The organism is Frankia sp. CcWB3 (assembly GCF_977927595.1).
In genome coordinates, this window is sequence record NZ_CDWRCK010000036.1 from 1 (window position 1) to 22,380 (window position 22,380).

The 22,380-nt window shown below is 70.7% G+C and carries 14 protein-coding genes and 2 pseudogenes; 6 read left to right on the forward strand and 10 right to left on the reverse strand.

Going from position 1 to position 22,380, the window contains the following annotated elements; translation table 11 throughout:
* From ACY5KJ_RS04915 to ACY5KJ_RS04935, 5 genes and pseudogenes are all read right to left on the reverse strand, one after another.
* Positions 1–977 (reverse strand): class I SAM-dependent methyltransferase (locus ACY5KJ_RS04915; RefSeq protein ID WP_462202871.1); only part of this gene is annotated, 977 nt, incomplete at its 3' end.
* Complete coding sequence (locus ACY5KJ_RS04920) at positions 974–2,233, reverse strand: lanthionine synthetase C family protein (protein ID WP_462202872.1); 1,260 nt, start codon at positions 2,231–2,233, stop codon at positions 974–976. The genes ACY5KJ_RS04915 and ACY5KJ_RS04920, both read right to left, overlap by 4 nt.
* Positions 2,230–3,063 carry a thiopeptide-type bacteriocin biosynthesis protein gene (locus ACY5KJ_RS04925; protein WP_462202876.1) on the reverse strand — a complete coding sequence of 278 codons (834 nt, stop codon included), beginning with the start codon at positions 3,061–3,063 and terminating at the stop codon, positions 2,230–2,232. Before ACY5KJ_RS04925 ends, ACY5KJ_RS04920 begins: the two co-directional genes overlap by 4 nt.
* 168 nt (positions 3,064–3,231) lie before the next feature.
* Positions 3,232–5,283: pseudogene (locus ACY5KJ_RS04930) on the reverse strand (lantibiotic dehydratase family protein); the annotation flags it as partial.
* Positions 5,284–5,382: 99 nt separating this feature from the next.
* On the reverse strand, positions 5,383–6,213 hold the full coding sequence (locus ACY5KJ_RS04935; RefSeq protein WP_462202873.1) for an FxLD family lanthipeptide: 831 nt from the start codon (positions 6,211–6,213) through the stop codon (positions 5,383–5,385).
* A 423-nt stretch (positions 6,214–6,636) separates the two neighbouring features.
* Between ACY5KJ_RS04935 and ACY5KJ_RS04940 the strand changes: the two genes are divergently transcribed.
* Positions 6,637–8,313, forward strand: coding sequence for a helix-turn-helix domain-containing protein (locus ACY5KJ_RS04940; RefSeq protein ID WP_462187611.1), 1,677 nt, complete (start codon positions 6,637–6,639; stop codon positions 8,311–8,313).
* A gap of 751 nt (positions 8,314–9,064) precedes the next feature.
* Positions 9,065–9,616, forward strand: coding sequence for an RNA polymerase sigma factor (locus tag ACY5KJ_RS04945; RefSeq protein WP_462187613.1), 552 nt, complete (start codon positions 9,065–9,067; stop codon positions 9,614–9,616).
* Here ACY5KJ_RS04945 and ACY5KJ_RS04950 read toward each other — a convergent pair.
* Positions 9,594–14,269: pseudogene (locus ACY5KJ_RS04950) on the reverse strand (ATP-dependent helicase). The gene ACY5KJ_RS04945 and the pseudogene ACY5KJ_RS04950 overlap by 23 nt on opposite strands.
* Positions 14,270–14,461: 192 nt before the next feature.
* Here ACY5KJ_RS04950 and ACY5KJ_RS04955 point away from each other — a divergent pair.
* From ACY5KJ_RS04955 to rny, 4 genes are all read left to right on the forward strand, one after another.
* Positions 14,462–14,656, forward strand: a complete 195-nt coding sequence (locus ACY5KJ_RS04955; RefSeq protein WP_462187609.1) for a DUF3046 domain-containing protein — start codon at positions 14,462–14,464, stop codon at positions 14,654–14,656.
* A 166-nt stretch (positions 14,657–14,822) separates the two neighbouring features.
* Positions 14,823–15,860: a recombinase RecA gene (recA, locus tag ACY5KJ_RS04960; protein WP_462187608.1), complete on the forward strand. Its 1,038-nt coding sequence runs from the start codon at positions 14,823–14,825 to the stop codon at positions 15,858–15,860.
* Between the two features lie 3 nt (positions 15,861–15,863).
* Complete coding sequence (gene recX, locus ACY5KJ_RS04965; protein ID WP_462202874.1) at positions 15,864–16,433, forward strand: recombination regulator RecX; 570 nt, start codon at positions 15,864–15,866, stop codon at positions 16,431–16,433.
* A gap of 344 nt (positions 16,434–16,777) precedes the next feature.
* Positions 16,778–18,736 carry a ribonuclease Y gene (gene rny, locus ACY5KJ_RS04970; RefSeq protein ID WP_462187606.1) on the forward strand — a complete coding sequence of 653 codons (1,959 nt, stop codon included), beginning with the start codon at positions 16,778–16,780 and terminating at the stop codon, positions 18,734–18,736.
* On the opposite strand, the gene ACY5KJ_RS04975 is transcribed toward rny, so the two are convergent.
* From ACY5KJ_RS04975 to ACY5KJ_RS04990, 4 genes are all read right to left on the reverse strand, one after another.
* Complete coding sequence (locus ACY5KJ_RS04975) at positions 18,682–19,563, reverse strand: amino acid ABC transporter permease (RefSeq protein WP_462187605.1); 882 nt, start codon at positions 19,561–19,563, stop codon at positions 18,682–18,684. The genes rny and ACY5KJ_RS04975 overlap by 55 nt on opposite strands.
* The gene (locus tag ACY5KJ_RS04980) at positions 19,560–20,207 is read right to left on the reverse strand and encodes an amino acid ABC transporter permease (RefSeq protein ID WP_462187612.1); all 648 of its coding nucleotides are present in this window, start codon (positions 20,205–20,207) and stop codon (positions 19,560–19,562) included. Before ACY5KJ_RS04980 ends, ACY5KJ_RS04975 begins: the two co-directional genes overlap by 4 nt.
* An 87-nt stretch (positions 20,208–20,294) precedes the next feature.
* Complete coding sequence (locus ACY5KJ_RS04985; protein ID WP_462202875.1) at positions 20,295–21,254, reverse strand: glutamate ABC transporter substrate-binding protein; 960 nt, start codon at positions 21,252–21,254, stop codon at positions 20,295–20,297.
* A gap of 187 nt (positions 21,255–21,441) precedes the next feature.
* On the reverse strand, positions 21,442–22,176 hold the full coding sequence (locus ACY5KJ_RS04990; protein ID WP_462187603.1) for an amino acid ABC transporter ATP-binding protein: 735 nt from the start codon (positions 22,174–22,176) through the stop codon (positions 21,442–21,444).
* Positions 22,177–22,380: the final 204 nt, after the last annotated feature.

Sequence of the window (22,380 nt, forward strand, 5' to 3'; positions counted from 1 at the left end):
GTGGCGCCGAGTTCGTAGCGGCGTTCGCGGTCCGGGCCGGGATGGTCGACGGGGCGGGGCTTGGTGAGGTATGCCAGGGAGTCGCCCTCGACGATCGCGGGGGTGCGGTAGGTGAACGCGGGGCGGCAGACCCCGGACTCGATGGCCTCGTCTTCGGCGGCGATGCGGCAGGTGCCGGGTGAGGTGGCGGTCAGCCACAGCCAGATGTGGTCGAACGGCTCGTTGGCGACGACGGAGGCGCCGGACCACACGGTGGGCTCGAGTCCAGTGAACACCTCGTGCAGGGCGGCCGGGGCGATGTTCTGGTCGGCATCCCAGTACAGGTCCACGTTGTCAGTGATCGTGCCGGTCTGCTCGCCGGTCGACACGATACCGATCATGGGAATGAACCCGCAGAGCTGGCTGCTTTCCGCCCGGAGATGGGTGTCCTGACGGGAGAAGGCGACACTGCGGGCCTGGCCCCGCCAGTGCAGCGGGACCACGAGCGTACCGCCGGGGGCGAGCTGGTCGAACCAGGCCGGGGGCAGGTCCCACGGCCCGACCGTAACGATGATCTTGTCGTAGGGGGCGTGGTCCGCGTCGCCGATGGCGCCGTCGCCGGTGACGTCGGGGTGGATGTCGATGGTGGTGACACTGCCGCCGTCGCCGACGAGTTCGGCGAGCAGGGCGGCGTTGTATCCGGTCCCGGCCCCGATCTCCAGCACGCGGTCGCCGGGCTGCGGGTCGAGCTGGCCGAGCATCATCGCCACCACGGTCGGCACGGAGATGCAACTGGCGGGCCGGTCTGCGCCGGGCTTGATGGTGATCGCCTTGTTGGCGTACGCCTCCTCGACCGAGGCTGCGGGAACGAACCGGTGCCGGGGAACGGCCCGAAACGCCTGCTCGATGCGCTCGGAGCGCAGGTGACCAGCGGTGCGGATGTTGCTGATCATCTGCTCGCGCAGGTCCTCGGGGCGGGTGCTGGTGGCGTTGGTCATCCGGTTCCTTCCGTGTATGTACTTGCGGATACGGGCGAGTGCGTTGGTCCGGCCGTGGGCGGGACGGTGAGCAGGCAGACGTCCCATCCGGTGCCCGGCGGCAGATCGGTGAGCGCGATTCCGGCGTCGCCTTCCAGCATCCCCCTCACCTCCGATAGTTTTCGGGCCGCCTGGGTGCGGCGGTGACGCCAGCGGTGTTCCAACCGGGACAGGACCTCGGCGAATTCGCCGCCGGGTTCGGTGTCGGCGAGCATCCGGCGGGAGACGTGCACCAGCCCGGCCCAGCCGTGGCACAGCGAGTCGTCGCCGAGTTGGGCGAGTTGAGCCTCGTCGGTGAGACACGCGACGAGCGTGGCCCTGGCGTCGGCCACCCTGTTCGGGGTGTCCAGTGCCTGGGCGGTCAGGTGGCGGGCGCGGGCCAGGCCGGGGGCGCCGTAGCACCAGGACGGGCGTTGCGGACCCGGCTGGTCGGCGGCGGCGTTGACCCATTCGCGGGCGGAGATCATGCCGGGCCACCAGGGGCTGATCACCGAGCCGCAGCGCCAGGAGTTGAGGAACCAGTCGGTGAGTTCGATCGCGTCGGCCTGTCCGGGCACGGTGATGCCGCCGATCATGGCGGAGGACAGCAGCGCCAGCGGTCCGGCGATGCCGTGCGCCATGCCGAGGTTGGCGTGGCCGCCGGGCCACCACGGGTCGGGCTGGTCGGACGGCCCATTCGCGGTCCACCAGCCGGGCAGTGTGGCCCCGTCGACGGTGGTCCGGCCGGTCAGCCGGACCAGGTAGGTCAGTACGTCGCGTAGCAGGTCGCCGCCGGGGTGGCGCGGGTCGGCGTGGACGGCTTGAAGCAGGCAGACGCCGAGTCCGGTCAGCCCGTTGATCAGGTCGAACTCCCGCAGCGCGGGCAGTTCGCCGCGGTCGATCCGCTCGTGCGCTGCCTCCAGACGGGTGCAAGTGATCGCGGCGATGTGCTCGTCGAGGGTGTGCAGTACGCCGGTGTAGACGGGCTGGCCGGCGGTGCGCAGCACGAACGCGACCGCCGGGGCGCCCCGGTACAGGCCGGCGCCTGTGTCCGCGGCCACGGGTTCGGCGGTCATGGCCTTGACCCATTGGTGGGCGGTGGCCCAGTCTCCGATCCCGGCGCGGGCATAGGCGATGTGCAGCAGCGCCAGCCCGGCGGCCCCGTCTGCCAGGGATTGACCCCAGCCGGGTGCGGGATGCTGCTCGGGCGGTGGCGTGTACGGGTCGGTGTAGGTCACCGGGCACCACCGCTACGGCGGGCTCGCCAGGTGAGCGCGGCTTGCCGGGCCAGGCGGCGGCAGGTGCGTTCGCTGTCCCGGTTGATGCCGACGGCCCGGTTGTGGTGCATGCGCAGCAGCGACTCCAGCACCACGTCGGTGTTCGCCTCCGGTGGCAGCGCCTTGTGGTAATTGGCCAGCGCGTCGGCGCAGTTGTCCCACGCCGGCCCGATGTCGACGGTCCAGCCGGACAGCGACCACAGCCCGGCCGGGTCGGTGGCGAGCCGGGTCGCTCGCTCGGCCACCGCCCGGTCGATGGCCGCAGCGGCAGCCGGGGCCGGCCGGGCGGCCAGCCAGTCCATCGCCTCGTTGGGATCGCCGAAGAACCCGCTGACGATGCCTACCATGTTCGCCACCACCAGCCCGAGGTCGACCTCGGTGGTGGGCTGGTGCCGCAGCAGGGCGGCCATGGTGGCGGAGTCGGCGGCGAAGACGTTCTCCGCGGCGTCCAGTGCCTCGCCGTGCCCGTAGCGGCCGACTTCCGGGGAGTAGGTGTCGATCACCAGCCGCCCGGCCAGTCCTGCTTGGCGCATCCGCTGCGCCCACTCCCCGACCGCGTTCGAGTACTGCGCGTAACAGTCGGGGATAGTGCGCAGCCGCAGGCGCAGGTGGTCTGTCTCCTGTCGGCTGCGGTATCGCAGCCACCAGCACGCGGGTGTGTCGAGCGTGGCCAGCAGGCCGGGAAGCGCCTCGGCGACGATCTCGCCGATCCGTTCGGGATGGGTGAACAGCTTCGCCGAGAGCCAGGTGGCGTCCGGGGCGCCGGGCAGGTGCCCGTGCGTGTTCGTCACGGCGGGTAGGAGGCCGTGCAGCGGGCCGGGTGCAGCGGGGCAGGTGGTGACCAGGGGCAGCGCGATTTCGTGGGCGTGGCCGTCGATCCACCCGTAGTCGGCCGCCGGGGTGGCCGCGTACAGGATCGCCTGGCCGTGCCGTTTGAGGTGGGCGTGCAGGAGGGTGGCGTGGGCGGGCTCGTTGAGGGTGAGGCGCAGCGTGCGGTCCGCGTCGCGGAGCTCGACCACGTCAGGGCAGTCCCAGCGGCGCCGCCACCGGTCGAGTACCTGCCTCCACTGGCCAGGACCGGCCTGGCCGGGTGGGAAATCGTCGGGGGCAAGCCGCCACTGGGCCGGGGACAGGACGGTGCGCCGGTAGCGCACCCGTGGCAGGAACGGCAGTCGGACGCGCGGTCCCCAATCGAACTGGTACCAGGCGGCGGAGAACGCCCGTGGCAGGTGCGCCAGGAACCGGGCCAGCGGCGGGGGCTGTTTGTCCAGTGCGAGCGCGTGGAACACCTGCGGCTCAACCACTTGACGACGCGAGATGCTGACCAGGTGCAGCCGGTCGCGGGTCGCGGTGATGGCCAGGTCGTCCATCGTGAGCAGGCTGTCGTCGCCGGGCTGGCGGTGTTCGCCCAGCGGGAGCACGTGGTCGAGGTAGGCCGGGACGCGGCAGACGTTCTCCGCGTGCGGGTACAGCGGCCCGAAGGACATCTGCACCCGCAGCGCCCCGGCGGTGGCGGCGGGCAATGCCCGGTACGCCCGCGCCAGGCCGGACCCGGTGGCCGTCGGGGTGAACCGGCTGGTGAGGGTGCCGGCGGAGCGGGCGGGCGCGACGGTGAGCAGGAAGTCGCCCCGATCCAGCGATTGGGTGGTGGCGGCGTGGATGCGGGCGGACAACTCCATGTGCGGCGGGATGTACCGGTCGTCGAACGTTTCGCCGGTCAGCTCGCCGATCACGTCGTCGGTCAGGATGATCTCGCGGGTGCCGTCGGCCATCGCCTGCCAGGCCAGCACCAGCAGCCGCTCGTCGCGCTCGGAGATCCCCGGTGGCGGCGTGGGCAGCACGCTCCCGCGATACCCCACCGGATACCCCAGGCCGGCATCCGGGTCCAGCACCTCGGCCAGCGGCACCATCGTGCCCGTGCCGTACTTGTCGACGAAGGCAGAGTGGTAGTCACGCCAGGTTGCTTCGCCGGTCGGCTGCCGCGTCACGCGCAGCAGCGCGCTGGCGGCCCGCTCCATCTCCTGGGCGACCTGGTTGGGCAGCCGAACCGCGCAGTCGAGCAGCAGGTCCACCGCGAGCGGGGTGCGGCCATCCGGCGAGAGTTGCCTCATCCGGCGGGTGACTGTCGCGCGGATACGGCTCTGCTCGGCCCGCGTGGTCACCTCGTGATTGTGGTGGCGCAACTCGGCCAGGATGGTGTCGAGGTCACCAACCAGGGGCGCGATGTCCGAGATGGAGACGGCGTCGGCGTCGCGCAGCCGGTCCATGAGGTAGGCGAACGGGTCGGTGACGGTGAACGGGGCACGCAGGCTAGTCAGCAGGTAGCCCTGCTAGACGAGTTCGGTGAGCATGCCCCGCAGGGTGGGTCGGGAGGCGGTGAAGTCCTCGGCCAGCATGTCGATCAGCGCCCCGAACCGGACCGGCGTCGCCGCTAGGTCGTGGACGGCCGCGACCGCGCGGGTGTAGCGGATGGTCACCCTGTTCGGCCCTTGCGGTACTTCGAGTCGCCCGCCGCGGCGGACAGCGAGGTCGGTGACCACCACATCGAGCTGTTCCAGCAGTTCGGGGCACCGTTCGACCCGAGCGATGATGTCGGCCAGCCACCCGGTGTTGACACGAGCCACGCCCCGATGCTCCTCGCCCCAGTCCGCCTGGGCCGTCCTTCCCAAGACCACCGGCGCCACACCGGCGAACAGACCGAACGGGGTGGGGCGGCCGATGCTGCGCAACAGGTACCGCGCGGTGGACAGGGTGGCGCTGCGGATTTGCTTGTCGCTCACGACATGCCCGGCGCGGATGGCGTCGACGCCTTCCCCCAGGGACGGGCTGGCCTGGCGCACGGCACCGGCGAGATCGGGCCGGGACCACATCTCCTCCAGCCAACGCCGGCATCCGCCGATGTCGGTCAGGTCGGGCCAGGAGTCCACGGTGTCGGTCAGCGGAGTTGCTGCGGCCCGCAGCAACGCGACGTCGACGTGTCGGTAGAGCGGCTTTCTGTCGCTGGCACGCATCGGGTCCTCCAAGGGCTGTCGAGATCGGGCGAGTGGGGCAGCGCCGGGGCCGGAGGACGTCGCCCCCGGCCCCGGTGCCGCGCATCCGGGCAGCGGATCTCACACGCCGCCGGTGACGCACGCGGACGCGCAGGTGGGGTCACAGCCGTCGTCGGTGTTGCCCTTGCAACCGGCCAGCGGATGGCCGGGCGGAACGTCGGTGATGATCTGCACGTCGAGGGCGAACGGGTCCTCGGTGGCTGGGGGCGGCGTGGTCGGGGTCTCGGTGGCGAGGGTTGCGGTCATGGTGAACCTTTCGTTGTTGACGGGTGGATCTTCTTTAACCTGGCGGTGGAGGCATTGCGGGGCAAGGACTTCCAGGCCAGGAACCTGTTGCCTGCTCGTCCGGCGGGTCGGCTGACTGCGGCCGGCCGGGGAGCGGATGCTGGCGCGCAGCAGCGGGCTGTCCGTGCGCCGGTGTGCCCAGTCGCCGTTGGCGGTGCACACGTACAGCAGGCGTGTGTGCTGGTCCGAGCACGGCCAGACTCCGATGACCGAGGACAGTTCGCCGCGGCCAGGGAGCACCATGAGGTCGTTGAGGTGGATCTGGCCGGCGGGCAGCGGGGTTGTCTTCTCGGCCGGTGCCTCGGGCGCCGGGAGCGGCCTGCCGATGCTTTCCGGCCTGTGCGGCAGCGGGGGCGCTGGGGATGGCGGGAACGGCGGGTAAGAGGTGGCCATCGCCAGCACACAGCAGTCCGGGCACAGGTGCTCTGGCATCGGCGGGCGCCGCTCCCACACGTCGTCCACCGGCAGCCCGCACAACCCGGAGGCGGGCTGGGCGGGATGCACCACGTGGGCGCGGCCGGCACAGAAGGTGCCGCCGGGCCAGTTGGTGCCCCACCACCATCCCGCTGCCGGTCCCGTGGGCCGCGCCGTCGTCCGTTCCTCCATCAGCGACCGCACCCCGATCACGCCCGCGGGCCACGAGCAAGCACCTCGCCGACCGCCGCCGGTGGGGAAGATCATCAGCGGGCGTCCGGCGGGCGGCACCGGGATGGAAACCCGGTGGCCCGACCCAGGTCGGGGCTCCGAGTCGGGCCATCGGGCGCTTGCGTCGGCCGCCGCCGTCCCCATCGTTGACGAGTCCGGCCAGCGGCGCGGACCAGCGGGGATCGGCTTAGGTGGGGCCTGGTCGGTCATCGTCAGCGGCGTGGCCATGTCCATCACCATCCCGGTCCGCACCGGCCTTTCCGATCCCCAGCGGTGCTAGCCCCACTGGGGCTTGACATCGCGGGCTCGACACGACCGACTGGTAAGAGCGGGGGTTTACGCTGTGAACCTGCGCGAACACCGTTCGGGAGCGGAAGGCGAGCCATGACTGGTCCAGGACGACAACGCTGTCGGTTCTGCGGCACCGTGCTGGCCACCGCCACCGACCGGATGTGCGGCTCGTGCACCCGCGCCGCGGGGTTCCGCAAGCCGATCCCGGACGGGTTCTACGAGGACGCGGACCTGCGCGCCGCGCTGGCCCGCTACGACTTCGGCGCGGTGTTCGCCGCAGTCCGTCAGCACACCGGGCTGTCCCAGCTCCAGCTCGCTGACCTGCTGGATCTGTCCCAGTCCCGGGTTTCGGCTGTGGAGCGGGGTGAGCGTCGGCTGACCCACGTCAAGCTGGCTGCCCGTCTGGCCACCCGCCTGCGCATCCCACCGCGATTGCTCGGCTTCCCGGCCGAGGACCCGGGTAGCGTGGTGGCACAGGAGGAGGTGAGCTGGTTGGAGCGCAGGGACTTCCTCACCCTGGTCACAGCCGCCACGTTGGGATCGAGCCTGCGCGCGCTACTGCCCGGTGAGGTCGAACCGGTGAGCAGGCCCCGCATCGGCGCCGCGGATGTCGACGCGATCGAGGCGATCACCGACGGATTCCGCCGCTCGGACTTCGCCCACGGCGGCGGGCTGTGCCGCGCTGCGGCCATCACGCAACTGCACCAGGTGCGCCGGCTGGAGGACGCCGTCTGCGCACCGGAGGTCCGAACTCGGCTGCTGGTCGCGGTCGCCGAGCTGGCCAGCATGGCCGGGTGGATGGCTTACGACGTCGAGGACCACGACGCCGCACGCCGTCTGTGGACCTACGCCTTGGACACCGCCCGCCGTGCCGACGACCACCCCCGCGCCCCGGACCTCGCCGTAGACGTGCTGCTGGACATGGCACACCAGGCCCTGCACCTGCACGGCCTCGACCCGACCAAACACGCCGATCGCGCGGGTGAGGCGCTGCGCCTGGTCCAGCTTGCCTCGGCCACGGCCGCCAACCGCAGCCACCCGGTCAGCACGATCACTCAGGGCTACATCTCCGCCGTGCTCGGGTGGTGCCGTGCCGCCCTCGGTGAGCCCGAACCCACCCGCCGCGCCATCGGGAACGCCCAGGACACCTACGCTGCCGCCGACCCGGCCACGACCCCGCCGTGGGCGTGGTTCGTCAACGAGGCGGAGATCACCGCCCAGCAGGGGCACTCGCTGTACCTGCTGTCGCTGACCCGCCCGGAGTTCGCGCCCGAGGCCATCGAGAAGCTGACCACGGCGGCCACCGGCTACGGCGCGGAGTACGAACGCAGCCGCGCGGTGATCCTGCCCCCGCTGGCCTCGGTGCAGTTCCAGGCCGGCGATCTCGACGCCGCAGTGGCCACCGGCTACGCCGCGGTGGACGCGATCACGGGGCTGTCCTCCACCCGCGGCTACGCCCGGCTGCGTGTGCTGGACACCGTGGGGCCGCCCCGCACAACAGGCAGCCCGAGGTCGTCGACCTGCGCGAGCACATCCGCAGGGCGCTGGCTACCACGGCGGCGTAGCCGTCGATGGCCCTGCCCGCACGCCAGGACTCCGGACTGCCCGACCTGCCGGTGCTGCGCGATGCCTGGCGGGTCTTCGGGGTCGACCCCCACTGGCGCGGAGCTGCTGCATCACCGCTCCAACGCGGTGTACCCGCTGCCCCGCGACCACCTCGTCGTCCGGCTGGCCCCGGACACACCAGTGCGCCGCCGCGCCCAGACCTGAATCGACCTCACCCGGTGGCTGGCCACCCAGCCCGAGCCGATCGCGCTACCACCGGCACCCGGCGAACAACCGGGCATCGCCACCGGGGCGGTCGCCACCTTCTGGACCCACCGGCCCACCACCCCGACACCCACGCAGTCGCACCTGAACGGCTCCCACTCCGGGCCTGCACCGCGCCGTGCCGTCACCAAACCGGGTCAGCTACTAAAACCTTTGGCTTCCTATTGAAATCTATACCGAAAATATGATGTCCTACTAAAATCTTCGATGGCACCCGACAGCGGGGACGGGCTGTCGTACCTCGTGTCGTGTATCAGGTGTCGTGTACCAGACCGGGTAGCGCCATCGGGTAGGTCGTCGAGACGTTCCGCCCAGTTCCTTCGTGTACCCACAGTGACCGGCGGCGAGTGGCTCCATGAGGGCTTACGAAGCAGAACGTCATTCTCTCGCCCGTTTTGGCGGTGTACTGACCGGTTGATGGCGCCAATGCGGCTCGCGATAAGCTCGGATCACAGCCGGGCGATAACACGGTGCGTATCGATCGGGCGGGCACGCCGCCCACCGGGATATGCCGCTGCTGGCTCACGTGAGAGCGGATGGTAATGTCCGCCTTGTCCTAGTCCGCTGTTCTGGCAAGCAGCGGGTCCAACTGACCAAGGCACATCGCGATTCTCGGTGCTGGCGCGCTCCGGGAAGGTAGGCGATCGTGCTGGGGGGCGGCGCGGTCTGAGCATGACAGGTGGAGCAAGCCGTGACATGCCCTGCCGGGGACACGCCCTCGGTTGATTTTGTATCCGCTGCGCCCGTGGTCGAGCTGGACCGGCCATACAGCCAGCAGCGATGGTCGCTGATGCTCCCGCATCATGATCGGCTCATCCACATAGCCCGTAGGCGGTTGCCGAGCAAGGCCGACGCGGAGGACTGTGTACACGAGGCATTCATCCGCGCCGCCGGATTGCGGGATCTCGACGCGAGCCGGGTCGGGCAGTTTCTGACGACGACGGTGCTACGTCTGTATATTGATCATCATAGAGCTCGTCAGCGCGCGGAGCGGGCGGTCGTACGCGGCTATCTGCAGCCGTGGGAGCCGGCCCCGGACGACGCCGTCTGCGACCGTGCGGAAGCCCGCTGGCTGCTGGCCCGGGCCGGGGCACTGCAGGGCCGGGAGCGTGAGGTGATCATGGCTCGGGCGGCCGGGAAGAGTACCCGGGAGGCGGCCGTGGATCTGGAGATCAGTCTCAAGGCTGCCGAGGGAGCGTTCACCCGCGGACGTGCCCGTCTCATTTCCTTCTCTCGGAACTGATGCTCTCGGAACTGATGCTCCGCAGCCGCAGGCCCCGCGGGGTCGGGTGGAAACCGGCGCGCTCCAGGGCGGCACCCAGGGTGCTGCCGACGATCGTCTGGCCGTCCGCCTTCTCCACCGTGAGCCTGCCGAGCCGGCCGTCCCGCACGGCGCGGGCCAACGCCTCCACCGCCGGGGCCACCCGATGGTCGTTCTCGGTCCATGACAGCAGGGAACGGCCCCCGCGTTCCACGTAGAGGATGAGTTCCCCGTCGATGATGACGACCATCGCGCCCGCCTTGCGCCCCGGCCGGTGGCCGGCGGCGCCGTCCGCGTCATCCCCCGGTCGGGTCGGCCAGGGCAGCGCGGCACCGAACGGGTTGGCCGGATCGGCCGCGGCCAGGACGACGGCCTGCGCGGACGATGAGCTCGGTGGGCCGGCCGCCGGCTGCGCCCAGGCCGGGGCGGCCTCGGCGTCCCGCTGTGCCGCGGCGATGGAGCGCAGCCGATCGACCGCTCCCGGGACGGCGAACTGGGCCGCGCCCAGGGACTCGACGAAGTAGCCCCGGCGGGCGCGGCCGGCGTCCTCGAAGGCGCTGAGGACCCGGTAGACCCCGGCGAACCCGCCCGGGTGCCGCTCGCTGGTCACCGCGCCGCGGGTGACGATGCCGTGGCGCTCGAGCAGCGCCTCGGCCAGCGCGTGGGCGCGCCGGGTCGGATCGGTGTCCCGCTCGGGCAGCAGCGACCAGCGGCCGGCGGCCGTCGGGGGGCCGGTCCGCCGCGGCATCGCCGGCCGTCCGTACCGTGCCGCCCGGGGACGGGGGACGGCGGCGGAACCCAGCAGGGCGCGCAGCGGGGCGAGGGTGTCGTTGGTCACCCGCCCCGCCCAGACGAGATCCCAGAGCGCGGTGGCGAGCGCCGTGTCGTCGAGCGAGCCCATCCGGTCGGACAGCGCCCGGAAGAACAGGGCCGCCCCGCCGGTGAGCGCGTCGAGAATCGCGGTGTGCAGTGGACCCGAGGCGATCTCCGGGTCGGGCGGAGGCAGCAGCAGGGGCGCGGTGTCGGCGAGGACCAGGGTCAACCAGCCGCCGTCCCCGGGCAGCCCGCCGGCGCCCGCCCAGTGCACCTCGCCGGCGGAGCACAGCTCGTCGAGCATCGCCGGTGAGTAGTCGGCGACGCGGGCCGGGAGGACGAGCTGTTCCCACGCGCTCGCCGGGATCAGCGCGCCCTGCAGCTGCTCGACGGCGCGCAGCACGCCGTCCACCCCCCGGCCACGTCCGCTGGTGACCGACTGCCAGGCCGGTAGGAAGGCACCGAGGACCCGGGGCGGCACCGCCTCGACCTCCTTGCGCAGGGCGGCCAGGCTGCGTCGTCGCAGCGCGCGCAGCACGCCCGCGTCGCACCACTGCTCACCGCCGCGGTCGGGATGCAGCTCGCCGCGGACGAGGCGGCCGCCGCGGACCAGCCCGTCCAGGACACCGGCGACCACCGCCGTGCCCAGCCTCAGCCGGGCAGCCGGTTCCTCGGTGTCGAACGGTCCGTGGGTACGGGCATAGCGGGAGATCAGGTCTCCGAGAGGGTCACGCACCGGTTCGGTGAAGGCGTCGGGAACTCCTACCGGCAGCGGTACGCCCAGGGCGTCGCGCAACCGGCCGGCGTCCTCGATCGCGACCCACCGCTCCTCGCCGGCGATACGGACCCGTAGGGCCCGGCGGGTCTGTTCGAGCTCGGCGAGCCAGCCCAGGGTGGCACCCCGGGCGACCGCCTCCGCGGTGGTGAGGTTGCCGAGCATGCGCAGCAGGTCGGCCACCCCCTCGACATCGCGGGCGTGGCGGTCCGGGGCGAGCCGCGCGAGCTCCGTGGCGACCTGCGCGAGCGCCGCGGGATCGATCAGCTCCCGCAGGTCCGCCTCGCCGAGGAGTTCGGCCAGCAGGGAGCTGTCCAGTGACAGCACCTGCGCCCGGCGTTCGGCCAGCGGCGCGTCCCCGTCGTACATGAAGGCGGCGACGTAGCCGAACAGCAGGGCGGAGGCGAACGGAGACGGGGACGGCGTCTCCACCTCCACCACCCGCAGCGTGCGGGCCGACACCTCGCGCATCAGCTCCGCGAGCGCCGGAACGTCGAACACGTCCTGCAGGCACTCCCGCATGGTCTCCAGCACGACGGGGAAGCTGGCGAACGTCGCGGCGACGGACAGCAGCTGTGCGCTGCGCTGGCGCTGCTGCCACAGCGGGGTCCGTCGCCCCGGGGTCCGGCGGGGCAGCAGCAGGGCCCGCCCGGCACACTCGCGGAACCGGCTGGCGAACAGGGCGCTGCTCCCGATCTCCGCCCGCACGATCGCGTCGATCTCGTCCGGCTCGAACAGCGCGAGATCGGCGCCGGGCGGCTCGGCGGCATCCGGGATCCGGGCGACGATGCCGTCGTCGGTGTGCATGATCTGGACGTCGACCCCGTACCGCTCGCGCAGCCGGGCGCCCAGGGCGAGCGCCCAGGGTGCGTTCACCGGAGCACCGAACGGGGAGTGCACCGTTAGGCGCCAGTCGCCGATCTCGTCCCGGAAACGCTCCACGACGATCGTCCGATCGTCATCGAGACGGCCGCCTTCTGCTCGTCGAGGTAGCGCAGCAGGTTGGCGGTGGCCCGATCGTCGAGGCCGGCGGCCCGGACGCGGTCGGCCGCCGCCTGCGCCGGCAACCTGGTGATCTCGCGCAGGAACGCGCCGAGCGCGCGGCCGAGTTCGGCGGGTCGGCCTGGGGCGTCGCCATGCCAGAAGGGGAGCCGACCGGGCCGTCCCGGAGCCGGCGTCACCAGGACCCGGTCGGCGGTGATCTCCTCGATGCGCCAGCTGGATGAGCCGAGGAGCACCACGTCGCCGACCCGCGACTCATAGACCATCTCCTCGTCGAGTTCCCCGACCCGGCTGGATCGCTCCCCGACGAGGAAGACGCCGAACATGCCCCGGTCGGGAATGGTGCCTCCGCTGGTCACGGCGAGCCGCTGGGCGCCCGGGCGGGCGGTGAGGATCCCGGTGACGCGGTCCCAGGTGATGCGGGGGCGCAGCTCGGCGAACGCGTCGGAGGGGTAGCGGCCGGCGAGCATGTCCAGGACCGCCTCGAAGGCGGAGGCCGGCAGCGTCGCGAACGTCGCGGTGCGTCGGACCAGCGCGCCGAGCTCGTCGACGTGCCAGTCCTCCATCGCCGTCATTGCCACGATCTGCTGGGCCAGCACGTCGAGGGGGTTGCGCGGGTACCGCAGCCGCTCGATCGCCCCCGAGCGCATCCGCTCGGCGACCATGGCGCATTCGAGCAGGTCGCTGCGATGCTTCGGGATGATGACGCCGCGACTGGTGGCGCCGACCTGGTGGCCCGCGCGGCCGGTGCGCTGCATCCCGGCGGCGACGCTTGGCGGGGACCCGATCTGCACGACCAGGTCGACGGCTCCCATGTCGATGCCGAGTTCCAGGCTGGAGGTCGCGACGACCGCGGGCAGCCGGCCAGCCTTGAGATCCTCCTCGATTCCGGCCCGTTGCTCCCGGCTCACGCTGCTGTGGTGGGCCCGCGCGATCTCCGGCCACGCCGTGCCGCCGCCCTGACCCGAGGCGCCCATCAACGCCGCGGGTGACGTCCGGCTGGCTTCCCCCGGCCCGTCCCCGGCCACGGATTCGCCCGCGGCGGTGGCCGCGGCGAGCCGTTCGGCGTACAGCTCGTTCAGCCGGGCGCAGAGCCGCTCCGCGAGCCGGCGCGAGTTGGCGAAGACGATGCTGGCGGAATGGGCCAGCACGAGGTCGAGGACATGCTGCTCGACCGCCGGCCAGATCGACGCTCGGTGCGGGGCGGAGGCCGCCGAGCCGTCCGGGGACCCGTCGAGGAGCTGTCCGCCGAGCCGGGTCATGTCCTCGACCGGCACCACGACGTCGATCTGGAGGGTCTTGGCCGCGGGCGGGCGGACCACCGCCACCGGGGCCGTTCCGCCCAGGAAGCGGGCGACCTCCTCGACCGGCCGCACCGTGGCGGACAGGCCGATCCGCTGGGCCGGGGTGTCCAACAGGGCGTCCAGACGCTCCAGGCTCAGCGCGAGGTGGGCGCCACGCTTGGTGCCCGCCACCGCGTGGACCTCGTCGACGATCACCGTCCGGACGCCGCGCAGCGACTCCCGCGCGGCACTGGTGAGGATGAGGAAGAGCGACTCCGGGGTGGTGATCAGGACGTCGGGGGGCCGGGCGCCGAAACCGCGCCGTTCGGCGGCGGTGGTGTCGCCCGACCGCAGACCCACGGTCACGTCCGGCTGGGGTAGACCGAGCCGTTGCGCGGCGGAGCGTATCCCCGCGAGCGGCGCCCGCAGGTTCCGTTCGACGTCGATGGCCAGCGCCTTGAGCGGGCTGACGTAGAGCACCCGGCAGCGCCGGGTGGGCTCGGCCGGCGGCGCCGAGCGGGCCAGCGTGTCCAGCGACCACAGGAAGGTGGCCAGCGTTTTCCCCGAACCCGTGGGTGCGACGACCAGCGCGTTGCCGCCGGTGCGAATCGCCTCCCACGCGCCCCGCTGGGCGGGGGTCGCGGCGGTGAAGGCCGCGCCGAACCAGCTCCGGGTCGGGGCGGAGAACGCCGTGAGCGGATCTGGCGGATCGGGGGAAGCGAAGCTGGGCACGTTGACCAGTCTGCGTCGAGGGACCGACAACTTTCCGCCGGTGTGGTTCAGGCCGGGCCCGCCGTGGGGCCCGGCCTCGACCCGGTCGTGGTTCCCGCGACCGTGGTTCCCCCCGACCGTGGTTCCGCCGGTGGGAACCCCAACCGGGGACCCCCGGCGGGGATCCCCGACCAGGACCCCCTTGGGTGGTCCCGTCCCGTCCGGACGGTGCACACTGGCGAAGTGCGGTTGACCGAGTTCTGGGCGAAGATGAACACACGGTTCGGTTCCGCGTACGCAGAGTCGTTTGCGCGTGATCATGTGTTGTCCGGTCTCGGTGGCGCGACGGTCGAGGTGGCCCTGGCCCGTGGTGACGACGCCAAGACCGTCTGGCGAACCGTGTGCGAGGAGTTCGATGTGCCGGCGCGGGATCGCTGAGCCACCGTCCGGTGTGTCGTCGGGTCGTCGAACGCATGTTCGTCTAGAGTCGTCCCTGTGCGGCTACTTGTCCACAGATCATCCTCGACCCTCGAAACTGTCGGACCCACGGCCTAACGTCATCCTCGTGGCCAAGACTCGACGACCTCAGCATGGAGTAACTCCAATGGCAGGACTCGACCGTGAGAAGGCGTTGGATAACGCCTTGGCGCAGATCGACAAGCAGTTCGGCAAGGGATCGGTCATGCGGTTGGGGGACGACACCAGGCCGCCGATCCAGGCCATCCCCACCGGTTCGATTGCTCTGGATGTCGCGCTCGGCATCGGCGGGCTGCCGCGGGGGCGCATCATTGAGATCTACGGCCCGGAGTCGTCCGGGAAGACGACCGTCGCCCTGCACGCGGTGGCGAACGCGCAGGCGGCCGGTGGTATCGCGGCGTTCATCGACGCCGAGCATGCGCTCGACCCCGAGTACGCGGGAAAGCTCGGCGTCGACACCGACGGTCTGTTGGTCTCCCAGCCGGATACCGGCGAGCAGGCGTTGGAGATCGCGGACATGCTCGTCCGGTCCGGCGCGCTGGACATCATCGTTATCGACTCGGTGGCCGCGCTGGTCCCGAGGGCCGAGATCGAGGGTGAGATGGGGGACAGCCACGTCGGCCTCCAGGCCCGCCTGATGTCCCAGGCCCTGCGCAAGATGACCGCGGCGCTGGCGAACTCCGGCACGACCGCGATCTTCATCAACCAGTTGCGCGAGAAGATCGGGGTGATGTTCGGCTCCCCGGAGACCACGACCGGTGGTAAGGCGCTGAAGTTCTATGCGTCGGTGCGCCTCGATGTCCGTCGTATCGAAACCCTCAAGGACGGCACGGAGGCCGTGGGTAACCGGACCCGCGTCAAGGTGGTGAAGAACAAGGTGGCGCCGCCGTTCCGGACCGCCGAATTCGACATCGTCTACGGAGGCGGTATCAGCCGGGAGGGTTCCCTGATCGACATGGGGGTCGAGCACGGCATTATTCGTAAGTCCGGTGCCTGGTACACCTACGACGGCGATCAGCTCGGCCAGGGCAAGGAGAACGCCCGGTCGTTTCTGCGGGACAACCCCGATCTGGCCAACGAGATCGAAAAGAAGATCAAGGAGAAGCTCGGCATCCTGCCCAGTCTCGAATCCGATGCCGTGGCGCCCGTCCCGGTCGATCTGTAGCCGATGGCAGGAGCAGATCCGGGGAATGTCGCGGCCGGTCCGTCGTTCGCCCGGACGGCCGTCGCGGCGGACGAAGAGCCGTGGCTGAAGGATCCGATCTCGGTCGCGCGGGAGATCTGTCTGCATCAGTTGGCGACCAGAGCGAGGAGTCGAGCAGAGCTTGCGGCGACCATGCGGCGACGAGGGGTCACCGATGAGATTGCCGGTGTGGTCCTCGACCGGTTGGCCGCCGTCGGTCTGATCGATGATGAGGCCTTCGCCGCCGCCTTCGTCTCCTCCGCTCGGGCCCGTCGTGGGCTGGGTAGGCAGGCCTTGGCCACAGAGCTGCGTAAGCGGGGAGTGGATCCGGACACCGTCGAGGCCGCCCGCGAGCTCGTCCTTCGTCGGCTGCGGTCGATGGACCGCCTGCCCGAGCAGGTCCGTACCCGAAGGCTCCTCGCCATGCTGACCCGAAAGGGCTATCCGGTCGAACTGGCGGTCCGGGTCGTGAGCGAGCAAGTCGCTCAGGGGCTCGACGGCGGAGGTCGGATGGCCTGGGTGGTTGATGGCGACGAAGACGACGGCTCGGTGTGAGTGGTGGGGAGATTGAGCCTGGGCCGTCAATGCGCCCTTATTTCTTGACCAGGGATTGTGCGAGACCTAGTCTTTCTTGAAAGGTGACAGGACTCCCGCGGCGACGCGGTCTTGATAGCTCGTCCAACTTCACACGGAGGCAGCCGCTGCGAGTGGGTGCCCGAAGACGGTATGCTCGCCGGCCGGTCGACGTTGGATTGGCCGGTTCGGGAGGCCGTCCGGGCTCCATATCGCAATGGCGCAATCCGCGTGCTGCCCCTCTACGGCTGTGATCGTGCCGAGACGAGGGTCCTTCGCCGCTCCAGCCCGCCTGTGCGGGTCCGACGGAAGCGGAGGGAGCAGCGATGGAGGGCGTCCTCGTCGTCCTGTCGTCACTCGTACTTGCCGTCCTGAGCGTTCTGATCCTCGCCGTGGCGCGGTTGGTCCGGGCGACCCGGGTTGACAAGATACCCGACCCCGCTCCGGTGGTGTCCCGAACCCCGGCCGCCCGGGACGTCGGGGACGTGACCGGTCCAGCGGACGTGACGAGTCCGGCGGACTTCGACGAGGAGCCGACGGTCCGCGTCCTGCCCACGGTCCGGGAGGGTTCCGGCGCTCCGGCCACGACGGACGCCGACTCACCCGCCGATCGAGACGGCACCGCCGCGCGGACCGGGGGTTCGGCCGTGACCGCCGATCGCTCCGACGGCGGCCTCCGCGCGGCTCATGGTGGTAGCGCGGAGGAGGCGGCGCAGATTGTGGCCCGAGCCGAACGGGAGGCGGCGGAACGGTTGGCGCGGGCTGAGCGGGATGCCGCCGAGATCCGGCGACGCGGCGAGGAGGATGTCGCCCTACTGCGCGAGCGGATGCTCGCCGAGGCGGCAGTCGAAACCTCGCGGCTCCAGGCCGCGGCGAGAGAGTCCGTCCGCGCCGAGCAGGAGGCCGCCCGGACCGAGATCGCCGCGGCGCGGGCGGCGTTCGACGGTGAGCAGCAGGCCCGGCGGACGGAACTGCAGAGCCGGGAGGCTGCGCTAGCCGCTCGGGAACAGCGCGTCGAGGACCGGATGGCCAGCATCGACGATCATAGTCGTCGCCTGGCGGGCCGCGACCGCGACCTGCTCGACCGGGAGAACGACCTGGCCCGTCGGACGGCCGAGGTGGCCGACCTCGAACGTGCCCGTCATGCCGCGCTGGAGCAGGTGGCCGGGCTCACCGCCGGGCAGGCCAGGGGGGAGCTGATCGCCGTCATCGAGCAGGAGGCCCGGCGGGAGGCGGCGCTGATGGTCCGCGAGATCGAGGCCCGGGCTGAGGAGGAGGGTGAGGAACGCGCCCGCAGGATCGTGACCACCGCCATCCAACGGGTCGCGTCTGACCAGACCACCGAGTCCGTCGTGACGGTCCTGCATCTTCCCGGCGATGAGATGAAGGGCAGGATCATCGGGCGGGAGGGACGCAACATCCGGGCTTTCGAGTCCGTCACCGGGGTCAACGTGCTCATCGACGACACGCCCGAGGCGGTGCTGCTGAGCTGCTTCGATCCGGTGCGTCGCGAGGTCGGTCGCATCATGCTGGCGGCTCTGGTGTCCGACGGCCGGATCCATCCGCACCGCATCGAGGAGGAGCACGCCCGCGCCCAGCTCGAGGTGGCCGAGCGGTGCGTGCGGGCGGGCGAGGACGCCCTGCTCGAGACCGGCATTTCCGAGATGCACCCCGAGCTGGTCAATCTGCTGGGCCAGTTGCGTTACCGAACCAGCTACGGCCAGAACGTGCTCGCGCACCTGATCGAAAGCGCCCACCTCGCCGGAATCATGGCCGCCGAGCTGCGCATGCCGCTTCCACTTGCGAAACGAGCGGCTCTGCTGCACGACCTCGGCAAGGCTCTTACTCACGAGATCGAGGGCTCTCATGCGTTGATCGGGGCGGAGGTGGCCCGTCGCTACGGTGAGGACGAGGAGGTCGTGCACGCGATCGAGGCCCATCACAACGAGGTCGCACCCCGCTCGATCTGCGCGGTGCTGACCCAGGCCGCTGACCAGATCTCCGGTGGCCGGCCTGGCGCCCGCCGCGACAGCCTGGAGTCGTATGTGAAACGGCTCGAGCGCATCGAGCAGATCGCCGGTGACCGTCCGGGTGTCGACAAGGTGTTCGCCATGCAGGCCGGCCGGGAGGTGCGTGTCATGGTCGTGCCCGAGGAGGTCGACGATCTCGCCGCCCATCTGCTCGCCCGGGACGTCGCCAGGCAGATCGAGGAGGAGCTCACCTATCCGGGTCAGATCCGGGTGACCGTCGTGCGCGAGACCCGTGCGGTGGGCACCGCCCGCTGAGCCGGGATGCGGCCGCCGAGGCGGCGGTCCTGGCGACGGTCCAGCCATCGGGCCAACAGCGACAGCAGCCCGTTGGTGACGATGTACATCACCGCCATGACGGTGTAGATGGGCAGGGCGTACCTGCTGCCCAGGTACTCGACCGCACTGCGTCCCGATCGCAGCAGCTCGCTGTAGGCGATGACGTAGCCCAGTGAGGTGTCCTTGAGCAACGTCACCAGCTGGCTCACCAGCGTCGGGCTCATCCGCCGGACCGCCTGGGGAAACTGGATGAGGCGGAAGATCTGGACCGGCCGCAGCCCGACCGCCGCCGCGGCCTCCGTCTGCCCCCGGTCGACCGACTGGATCCCGGCGCGGAAGATCTCGCTGAGCACCGCCCCGTTGTAGGCGGTCAGCCCGATGACCAGGGCCCAGAACGCCGAGAGCCGCCAGCCGAGCGTCGGCAGACCGAGGTAGGCGAACAGGATGAGCATCAGGACAGGCAGGCTGCGGAACAGCTCCACCAGCAGCGTGGCCGGGATGCGCACCGCCCGGCGCTGGGACAGCCGGGCCAGGGCGAGCAGGGTCCCCACCGCCGAGGCGAACAGCATCGCGGTCAGCGCGGCGCGCAACGTGTCGAGCAGCCCGTTCCACAGCAGGGTGCGCAGCGCCGGTTGATCGACGAAGACACTCCAGCGATTGCCGTCGAGCTGGCCGGAGTCGGCGAGGCGGAGCACCGCCAGCGTGACCAGCCCGACGAGGACAGCGGCGGCCACCACACTCGCGATCAGGATGCGACGCCGACCACGCGGACCCGGTGGATCGGCCAGGATGATCTCGGTGCTCATCGCGCCCTCGCCACCCGTCGTTCGGCCAGGGACAGCCCGGCTGCCAGCACCGCGGTGAGGATCAGGTATGCCACCACACCGCCGAGCAGCACGACGATCACCGCATCCGGATTGACGGTCGTGAGCCGTTGGACCATGCCGGTCAGCTCCTCGACGCCGAACGCCGCGGCGATCGAGGTGTTGCGGATCAGCGCGCTCACCACGCTGCCCAGCGGTTGCAGCACGTTGCGGAATGCCTGCGGAAGGATGATCATTCGCAGCGTCTGGGAGAAGGTCAGGCCCAACGCACGAGCCGCTTCGGCCTGACCGAGGTCAACCCCATTGATCCCGGAACGCACCGCCTCGCAGACCAGCGCGGCGTGATAAATCGAGAGCGCGACCACCGCGAACGTGAAATATGAGAAGACGATGTCCAGCTGCGGCAGGACGAACACCACGAAGAAGAACACGACGGTCAGCGGGGTGTTGCGGACCGTCTGCACGTAGGCGGTGCCGGTCCAGCGCAGCGGGGGCACGGGGGAGACCCGCATCGCTGCGAGGACGGTACCGAGGATCAGCGCCGCCACGGACGCGAACAGGCTTAGCCCGACCGTCCGGCGGAAGCCCTCGGCGAAGATGCCGAGGTTATCGATGACGGCGTCGATCGCTGTCCTCCCTCAGGCGGTGGCGGGTGGACGACCGGTCGGCCCGGGTGAGGCCGACCGGTCGTGCCCCGAGCGATGATTGGCGGATCAGGACGTGTATCGGTCGGCAGCCGGGGGAGTGGGCACGGTCGGCTCCACCTTGCCGAGGGTCGAGGTGTACGCCTTCTCCCAGCGCCCGTCCTTGTAAGCGGCCTCGAGCGTGTCGTTGATGAAGTTCCGGAACGCGTCGTCACCCTTCTTGAGGCCGATGCCGTAGGGCTCCTTCGTGAAGGTGTCACCCACCACCTTGAAGGCGTCGGGGTCCTTGTCGACGAGACCCAGCAGGATGCCCTTGTCCGTGGTGACCGCGTCGACCTGACCGTTCTTCAACGCGTCGGCGCACTTGCTGTACACATCGAACAGCACGAGCTGGGCGGTGGGCGCCACCCGGCGGATGTTCTCGGCCGGCGTGGATCCGCTGACCGAGCACACCTTCTTGCCGGCAAGGGTGTCCTTGCCGGTGATGTCGGTGTTGTTCTTCGCGACCATGATGGACTGGCCGGAGACGTAGTACGGCCCCGCGAAGTCGACGACCTTCTTCCGTTTGTCGTTGATTGTGTAGGTGGCCACCACGAGGTCGACCCGACCCTGCTGGATGAAGGGTTCACGGTTGGCCGACATGGTCTCCACGTAGGAGACCTTGTCGCGTGGGATGCCCAGGGCATCCGTGACGATCTTCGAGATCTCGACGTCGAAGCCCTCGGGCTGGCCGCTGAGGTTCTTCAGCCCGAACAGGTTCTGGTCGAACTTCGTCCCGATGATGATCTTTCCAGCGTCGTGCAGCCGGGCCATGGTGGTGCCGGCGGTGAAGGTCACCGAGGCGGTGGGTGCCGAGGCGTCGTCGCCGCCGCTCCCACAGGCACTCAGCCCGAGGGCGGCGAGCAGCGTCACGCCGGCGAGGAGCGCGCCGCCGCGCCTGTGGCGGCTGCGTCCGCGTGACAACCCGCCTGAGCTCCCGTTGAGATGCCCGGCGGCGGGGCGCCGCGTCCGGCTGAACGATGTACGCATGACCGATCCTCTCGCAGTGGTCCGGACCGCGGGTCCGGAGCAGGTGATCTGGCGTCGGGTGGTGTGTGTCCCCCTGAGGAACTGCGTCCCTCCGGTGGTACGTGCCTCCGGGTGCCTCCGGGTGCCGGCGGCGCGGCGGGCGGCGGGTGCGACCGGGTCGGGCCCGGTTGGGCCGGGTCGGTGGAGGTCAGTGCTGCAGGACCCGGGCCAGGAAGTCCCGGGCGCGTTCGGTCCGCGGCGCGGCGAAGAAACTCTCCGGCGGGGCGATCTCGAGGATGCGGCCGTCCGCCATGAAGGCCACCCGGTCCGCGGCGGAACGCGCGAATCCCATTTCGTGGGTGACGACGATCATGGTCATGCCGCTGGTGGCCAGCGACCTCATCACGTTCAGCACCTCGGAGATCATCTCTGGGTCGAGCGCCGAGGTCGGTTCGTCGAAGAGCATGAGCACGGGATCCATCGCCAGCGCCCTGGCGATGGCGGCGCGCTGCTGCTGGCCGCCGGAGAGCTGGCGGGGCAACCGGTCCGCCTTGTCGGCGATCCCCACGCGTTCCAGTAGTTCCTGGGCCCGGGCGCGGGCCTGCAGGCGGTTGTGCCCCAGGACCTTGACCGGTCCCAGGGCGACGTTCTCGAGCACCGTCTTGTGCGCGAAGAGGTTGAACGATTGGAATACCATTCCGACCCGTGACCGCATCCGGGCGAGCTCATGGCTCTCCGTGGGCAGGGGACGGCCCTCGAAGAGGATCCGGCCCTCGTCGATCGTTTCCAATCGGTTGATGCAGCGGCACAGGGTCGACTTCCCCGACCCCGAGGGCCCGATGATGATGACGACCTCGCCCGCCTCGACGGACAGGTCGACGTCGGCTAGGACCCGGTTGTCGCCGAACGACTTCCCGACGCCTTCCAGGGTCACCAAAGGCATGTCGACCTCCCGGCACAATGACGGTGTGGTGTTGGGCCGAGCGTCCCGGCGGCCTCATGATGGAACGGCCAGGCGCGCGGATCGGTCGTGGGGCCGACAGCTGGGGCGGTCGTCTCGCGCGGATTTCGGCGCACTGGCGGGAACATTCGAGAATAGTATCCCTGCAGCTATGGAGTCGAAATGAAATAACTTGCGCGTTTCGAA